The sequence below is a fragment of the Pricia sp. genome (assembly GCF_041745955.1).
Classification (GTDB): Bacteria; Bacteroidota; Bacteroidia; order Flavobacteriales; family Flavobacteriaceae; genus Pricia.
In genome coordinates, this window is sequence record NZ_JBGTHY010000549.1 from 23,044 (window position 1) to 29,077 (window position 6,034).

The 6,034-nt window shown below is 45.7% G+C and carries 6 protein-coding genes; 5 read left to right on the forward strand and 1 reads right to left on the reverse strand.

The window, feature by feature from the left end; genetic code table 11:
* The first annotated feature begins 190 nt into the window (after positions 1 to 190).
* From ACEW8S_RS19750 to lptB, 3 genes are all read left to right on the forward strand, one after another.
* A complete protein-coding gene (locus tag ACEW8S_RS19750; protein WP_373519825.1) occupies positions 191 to 1,156 on the forward strand; it encodes an SIS domain-containing protein in 966 nt (321 codons plus the stop codon).
* Positions 1,157 to 1,165: 9 nt separating this feature from the next.
* On the forward strand, positions 1,166 to 2,017 hold the full coding sequence (gene tatC / locus ACEW8S_RS19755; RefSeq protein ID WP_373519826.1) for a twin-arginine translocase subunit TatC: 852 nt from the start codon (positions 1,166 to 1,168) through the stop codon (positions 2,015 to 2,017).
* A gap of 166 nt (positions 2,018 to 2,183) precedes the next feature.
* Complete coding sequence (gene lptB, locus ACEW8S_RS19760) at positions 2,184 to 2,924, forward strand: LPS export ABC transporter ATP-binding protein (RefSeq protein WP_373519827.1); 741 nt, start codon at positions 2,184 to 2,186, stop codon at positions 2,922 to 2,924.
* Positions 2,925 to 2,945: 21 nt separating this feature from the next.
* Here the strand turns inward: lptB and ACEW8S_RS19765 are convergent, their stop codons facing one another.
* Complete coding sequence (locus ACEW8S_RS19765) at positions 2,946 to 3,704, reverse strand: phosphatidylcholine/phosphatidylserine synthase (protein ID WP_373519828.1); 759 nt, start codon at positions 3,702 to 3,704, stop codon at positions 2,946 to 2,948.
* A 102-nt stretch (positions 3,705 to 3,806) separates the two neighbouring features.
* Here ACEW8S_RS19765 and ACEW8S_RS19770 point away from each other — a divergent pair, with 102 nt between their 5' ends.
* Complete coding sequence (locus ACEW8S_RS19770; RefSeq protein WP_373519829.1) at positions 3,807 to 4,985, forward strand: DUF4105 domain-containing protein; 1,179 nt, start codon at positions 3,807 to 3,809, stop codon at positions 4,983 to 4,985.
* Between the two features lie 70 nt (positions 4,986 to 5,055).
* Positions 5,056 to 6,034: ABC-F family ATP-binding cassette domain-containing protein (locus ACEW8S_RS19775; RefSeq protein WP_373519830.1), on the forward strand; the 979-nt coding region annotated here is incomplete at its 3' end.

Here is a 6,034-nt window from a genome sequence, read left to right on the forward strand (position 1 = left end):
AGAATTCGTAATTTGCTGTCCTGTGAAATGGATTATGTAATTTTGTGAGGATACAAAAATCCTTCAGACCACTTTTTAAAGATAAAACAAACTTTTAAAATCCATTTTATTTTTTGGATAGTTTTAGCAAACCATTGGATTTTTAGTACGTATACTTCAAAGAATAAAAACGTTTAATATTGATCTTGATTTGACCGACGCCCAAAGCATTCTTGCCATAGCCAGAAGAACGATAGAGACCGAAAGTGCCGCTATAAGCCATTTGTCTACCCTGGTCAACGAAGGATTTTCCGATGCGGTGAACTGTATCATAGAATCCAAAGGGAGGATTATCGTTTCCGGCATCGGAAAAAGCGCTATAATAGCCACAAAAATTGCCGCCACCTTAAACTCCACGGGAACGCCCGCCATATTCATGCATGCGGGCGATGCCATTCACGGTGATCTCGGCACCATTCAAGAAAACGACGTTGTCATCTGTATCTCAAAAAGCGGTAGTACCCCGGAAATCAAGATGTTGGTGCCTTTGATAAAACGGGGCAAGAATAAACTGATAGGTATGACCGGCAACCCCGATTCGTTCTTAGGACAGCAGGCCGATTTTGTTCTCAATACTTTCGTAGAAAAAGAGGCCTGTCCCAATAATCTCGCACCCACTACCAGTACCACTGCCCAATTGGTCATGGGTGACGCCCTGGCTATCTGTCTATTGGAAATCAAGGGGTTCAGCAGTACCGATTTTGCCAAATACCATCCTGGTGGCGCCCTGGGTAAGCGCCTTTATCTTAGGGTTTCCGATATTGTTGCCAATAACCAACGACCTGAAGTGGATATCGATACTCCGGTCAAGCAGGTGATCGTAGAAATTTCAGAAAAGATGCTGGGCGTTACCGCGGTAATCCAAAACGATGGAATCGTGGGAATCATAACGGACGGTGACATCCGTAGAATGCTCAACAAATACGACAATATCAGCGGACTCATCGCCAAGGATATTATGACCTCGAACCCTAAGACGATACCGATAGAAGTGCTTGCCATCGAGGCTTTGGAACTGATGCAGAACTGGGGCATTTCACAATTATTGGGCGTGGACGGTAAAAAATATAGCGGTGTTGTACATTTGCACAATCTAATTCATGAAGGCATCCTATAACTAAGCGCAATGGCAAAAACCAACACCAAATCCCCCGACGAAATGTCGTTCCTTGATCATTTGGAGGAACTGCGCTGGCACTTGATCCGATCTGTCTTAGCAGTGGTTATTCTAGGAATCGTCGCCTTTTCATTTAGTGGGTTCGTTTTCGATACCATTATCTTTGGGCCTTCAAGAATGGATTTTCCCACTTACCGGTTGTTTTGCGATATTGCTACCTCCTTGGGCTTTGATTCCGCATTTTGCAAAGACGAGCTGCCCTTTACCATACAAAGCCGCACCATGGGGGGACAATTCTCGGCCGATATCTGGACCGCTATTTATGTGGGCTTCATTATAGGGTTCCCCTATGTTCTTTACGAGCTTTGGAAATTCATCAGTCCGGGTCTTCATCCTAGGGAAAGGCAGCATTCAAGAGGCTTCATTTTCGTCGCCTCAATGCTGTTCTTCATGGGCGTGCTTTTCGGATATTACGTGGTCGCCCCCCTATCCATCAACTTTTTAGGCACCTATCAGGTCAGCGAGATCGTACTCAACGAATTCGATCTCGATTCATATATCAGTACGGTAAGGGCCGCCGTCTTAGCTTGTGGCGTGCTTTTTGAGCTACCAATCATCATCTACTTTCTGACCAAGGTCGGTATCGTAACCCCGGAAATCCTCAAAAAATACCGAAAAATAGCCTTGGTCGTCGTATTGATACTCTCGGCGGTAATCACGCCCCCCGATGTCGCCAGCCAGATAGTCGTGGCCGTGCCGGTACTCTTACTCTATCAAGTAAGCATCTATATTTCGAAAGTGGTCTTGAAACGGGAAGCCAAAAAGGAACGTCGGGCGCAGGGGAAAGCGGTTAAAAAATAGGAAGTTGCGGTTGCAGTGAAATTATTTTTATAAACTCATAAACCAACAAACCTGCCCTGTCGGCAAGCGGGCTTATTCACTTTTTGAACATTGAACAGCTACGAAGTAGCGATTGAATTTTGAATTTTTTGAACTTGAAATTGCGATTGAACTTGAACTTAGCCAAATGAAACTAAGAGCCGAAAACATCATGAAATCCTACCGAGGGCGCAAGGTCGTCAATGGAATCTCTTTGGAAGTCAATCAAGGGGAAATCATCGGACTTTTGGGGCCCAACGGTGCCGGAAAGACTACCTCTTTCTACATGATTGTCGGCCTGATAAAACCGAACGGCGGAAACATTTATTTGGAGGGGACGGACATCACCAAATTCCCCATGTACAAAAGGGCACAGAATGGTATCGGCTACTTGGCTCAAGAAGCCTCTGTGTTCCGGAAATTAAGTATCGAAAAGAACATTTTGAGCGTACTGCAACTGACCAAGCTCAGTAAGAAGGAGCAATTGATGAAAATGGAAGAGCTGATCGAGGAGTTCGGACTCGGCCACATCCGAAAAAGCCGGGGCGACCTACTTTCCGGGGGCGAACGGCGACGAACGGAAATCGCACGCGCCTTGGCCACAGACCCTAAATTTATTTTGTTGGATGAACCTTTCGCAGGCGTTGACCCCGTAGCGGTCGAGGACATCCAGCGGATTGTTGCCCAGTTAAAGGATAAAAATATCGGTATCCTAATTACTGACCACAACGTACAGGAAACCTTGGCCATTACGGAAAGATCCTATCTTATGTTCGAGGGCGGCATCTTAAAATCGGGCCTGCCCGAAGATCTGGCGGCCGATGAAATGGTGCGGAAAGTCTATCTGGGGAAAAATTTCGAGTTACGGAAGAAGAAATTGGATTTTTAGGAACTCCGTGAAATAAATTGCTCACCCGTTATTCGTCTGCAAATTCGCCACCACCGAGCTCAACACATAAAACACAATGATTATCGGCACCGCCAAAAACTGCAGCGTAATCAATAGCACCAGACTAATAATGATAAATATATAGCGCAAAGCATTGTCCTTGAAGCCCCAATTCTTGAATTTTAGGGCGAAAAGTTCGATTTTAGCATTTAATAGATAGGTGCTCAATAGGGTTAGACCAATCAAGAACCACTGGTTCAAGATAATTTCGTTCAAAACATCGTTGTTTTGATATAGTAGAATTAAGGGCAACGAAAGAATCAACAGCGCGTTCGCAGGCGTGGGCAAGCCGATAAAAGAAGAGGTCTGGTTCTCGTCGATATTGAACTTGGCCAAGCGGTATGCGGAGGCCAGGGTAATGAGAAATCCAAGTAATGGCAGCGGGTTAAATAAAATGGACAGTCCGTTTTCGGAACGGTCATAACCCAACATGTCGCCAGCGTTCCATCCTCCGGTCATTGACATTCCCAATAATTGAAACATCACGATACCCGGCACCAAGCCGCTGGTAATCACATCGGCCAACGAATCGAGTTGTAGGCCAAGTTCGCTTTTCACGTTCAAGACCCGTGCGGCAAGGCCGTCGAAGAAATCGAAGAATATTCCCAAAAATACAAAAATAGCCGCCATTTCCAATTGGTTCAGCACGGCGAATACGGTCGCGATGCAGCCGCAGAATACGTTGAGGAGGGTAATCAGGTTGGGAATGTGTCTTTTCATGGAAATGCTTTGCGGTTCGTAAAAATAATACAATTTCCCCTGAATCACGCCAGCCCGTAATTTATTCGGATATTTGCGCCATTAAATCATTGAGTGTTTGAAATGCCATTGAAGAAATTATTTTTTTTATTAGTATTTGGCTTCTCGTTAGGGTTATATTCCCAGGAAACTAAACTGTCCCCACTTTCTAAAATCAGTGTGCTTACGGCGGGTTCGGGTAGTGAGCTGTACTCTTCCTTTGGGCATACCGCCATTCGGGTCCAAGACCCAACCTTGGGTATCGACGCGGTATATAATTATGGGACGTTCGATTTTACTACCCCGAATTTTTACACCAAATTCGCACGTGGTAAACTGAACTATACGCTGGCCCGGCAGCGTTTTCCCTATTTTTTATTGGGATACGAACAAGAAAAACGCTGGATAAAGGAACAGGTACTCGACCTTACACTAGACCAGCGAAAATCTCTTTTTCAATTTCTCGAAACCAATTATCTACCCGAAAACCGGGACTATACCTATGATTTCTTCTATAATAACTGCGCGACCAAAATTTGGGACGTGCTCAAAGAGGTCTATGGTGACAAACTAACGCTCGACGAGAATTATTTGAGCGAATTATACACCCACAGACAGCTCATCCACCAAAATGTACCGATCAACTCTTGGTCCGGCTTCGGCATCGATCTGGCCCTAGGTTCGGTTATCGATGATATCGCAACGCCCAAAGAGCATATGTTCTTACCTGAATATGTTATGAAACAGATGGGCCAGGCGCAACTAGGCACAAAACCTTTGGCCTCAAAGCCAAATGTAGTTTTAGATTACGCACCGGTCGACAACCCCCTTCCTTTTTTCCTTTCCCCCACCTTTTGGTTGTCGGTATTTCTTGTAACGGTACTGATTTTGACCTATTCGGATTTTAAGTCCAACACCCGACGGCGGTGGCTCGATTTTATCCTTTTCTTTGTAACCGGTTTGGCGGGGATGGTCATAGTTTTCCTTTGGTTTTTTACCGATCACACCGCCACCGCGGGCAACTTCAATATTTTATGGGCCTTTCCCCTCAATTTGATCCTTGCCTTTATCGCCGCGCAAAAAAGAGGGCCGAACTGGGTCGCCAAATACGTCCTACTTTTATTGGTCTTACTTGCCCTTACCCCAGTGTTGTGGCTGTTCGGTGTACAAGTTTTCTCGCCGCTATTGATTTTGGTATGGTTGGCCCTGGGCGCTCGATACCTTTTTCTGTTCTGGTCGTACCAAACCCCAAAAATCGCATGACTAAATTGCAATGCCCTAAAGCACATACCTGCCTGCCGTCGGCAGATTTTAACTTAATCGAAACCAATACATGAATCTTCTTTCGGTAGAAAATATTTCCAAATCCTTCGGGGAGCTTGTGCTCTTCAAAGATCTTTCCTTTGGCATCAACAAAGACCAAAAAATCGCGTTGATTGCCAAAAACGGGACAGGCAAGACGTCCATACTCAATATTATGTCCGGCGCAGATTCGCCGGATAGCGGGCAGGTCAATTACCGCAAGGGCATCCGAATGTCCTTTTTAGAGCAGGAGCCCGATCTTGACCCGAATCTGACAGTCGAGGAGACTATTTTTGCTTCGGACAACGAGATTCTAAAAGTCATTCACAAGTATGAAAAGGCTTTGGAAAATCCCGAGGATGCCGATGCTTACCAATCCGCTTTCGAGGGAATGGAACGTTATAACGCCTGGGATTTCGAGACGCTTTACAAGCAAATCCTTTTTAAACTAAAGCTGGAAGACCTGCACGCCAACGTGGGCGAGCTTTCCGGCGGACAAAAAAAACGGCTTGCCCTGACGAATGCCCTGATCAACAAACCGGATCTGTTGGTACTCGACGAGCCCACCAACCATTTGGACCTTGAGATGATCGAGTGGCTGGAGGACTATTTTGCCAAAGAAAATATGACCCTGTTCATGGTCACCCACGACCGCTTTTTTCTGGAACGCGTCTGCAACGAGATTATTGAGCTCGATAACGGCCAACTCTACCCCTACAAAGGCAATTATAGTTATTATCTCGAAAAAAAGGAAGCCCGGATCGAACAGGAATCCGCGGAACAGCACAAATCGGAGCAACTCTTCAAAAAAGAACTGAGCTGGATGCGCAAGCAGCCCAAGGCGCGGACTACGAAGTCAAAATCCCGTATCGACGATTTTCAGGAGATCAAGGCAAAGGCGAGCCAGCGGCGTAAAGAGCACGAGGTACAGTTGGAAATCAATATGGAGCGTGTCGGCAGCAAGATTCTCGAACTGCATAAAATCTCAAAATCCTACCCCGATAAACCGA

What these genes read in the sequence shown, in the direction of transcription:
- tatC (WP_373519826.1), top strand. Translation starts at nt 1,166, where the DNA reads ATGGCAAAAACCAACACCAAATCCCCCGACGAAATGTCGTTCCTTGAT.
- lptB (WP_373519827.1), top strand. Translation starts at nt 2,184, where the DNA reads ATGAAACTAAGAGCCGAAAACATCATGAAATCCTACCGAGGGCGCAAG.
- ACEW8S_RS19765 (WP_373519828.1), bottom strand. Translation starts at nt 3,704, where the DNA reads ATGAAAAGACACATTCCCAACCTGATTACCCTCCTCAACGTATTCTGC.
- ACEW8S_RS19770 (WP_373519829.1), top strand. Translation starts at nt 3,807, where the DNA reads ATGCCATTGAAGAAATTATTTTTTTTATTAGTATTTGGCTTCTCGTTA.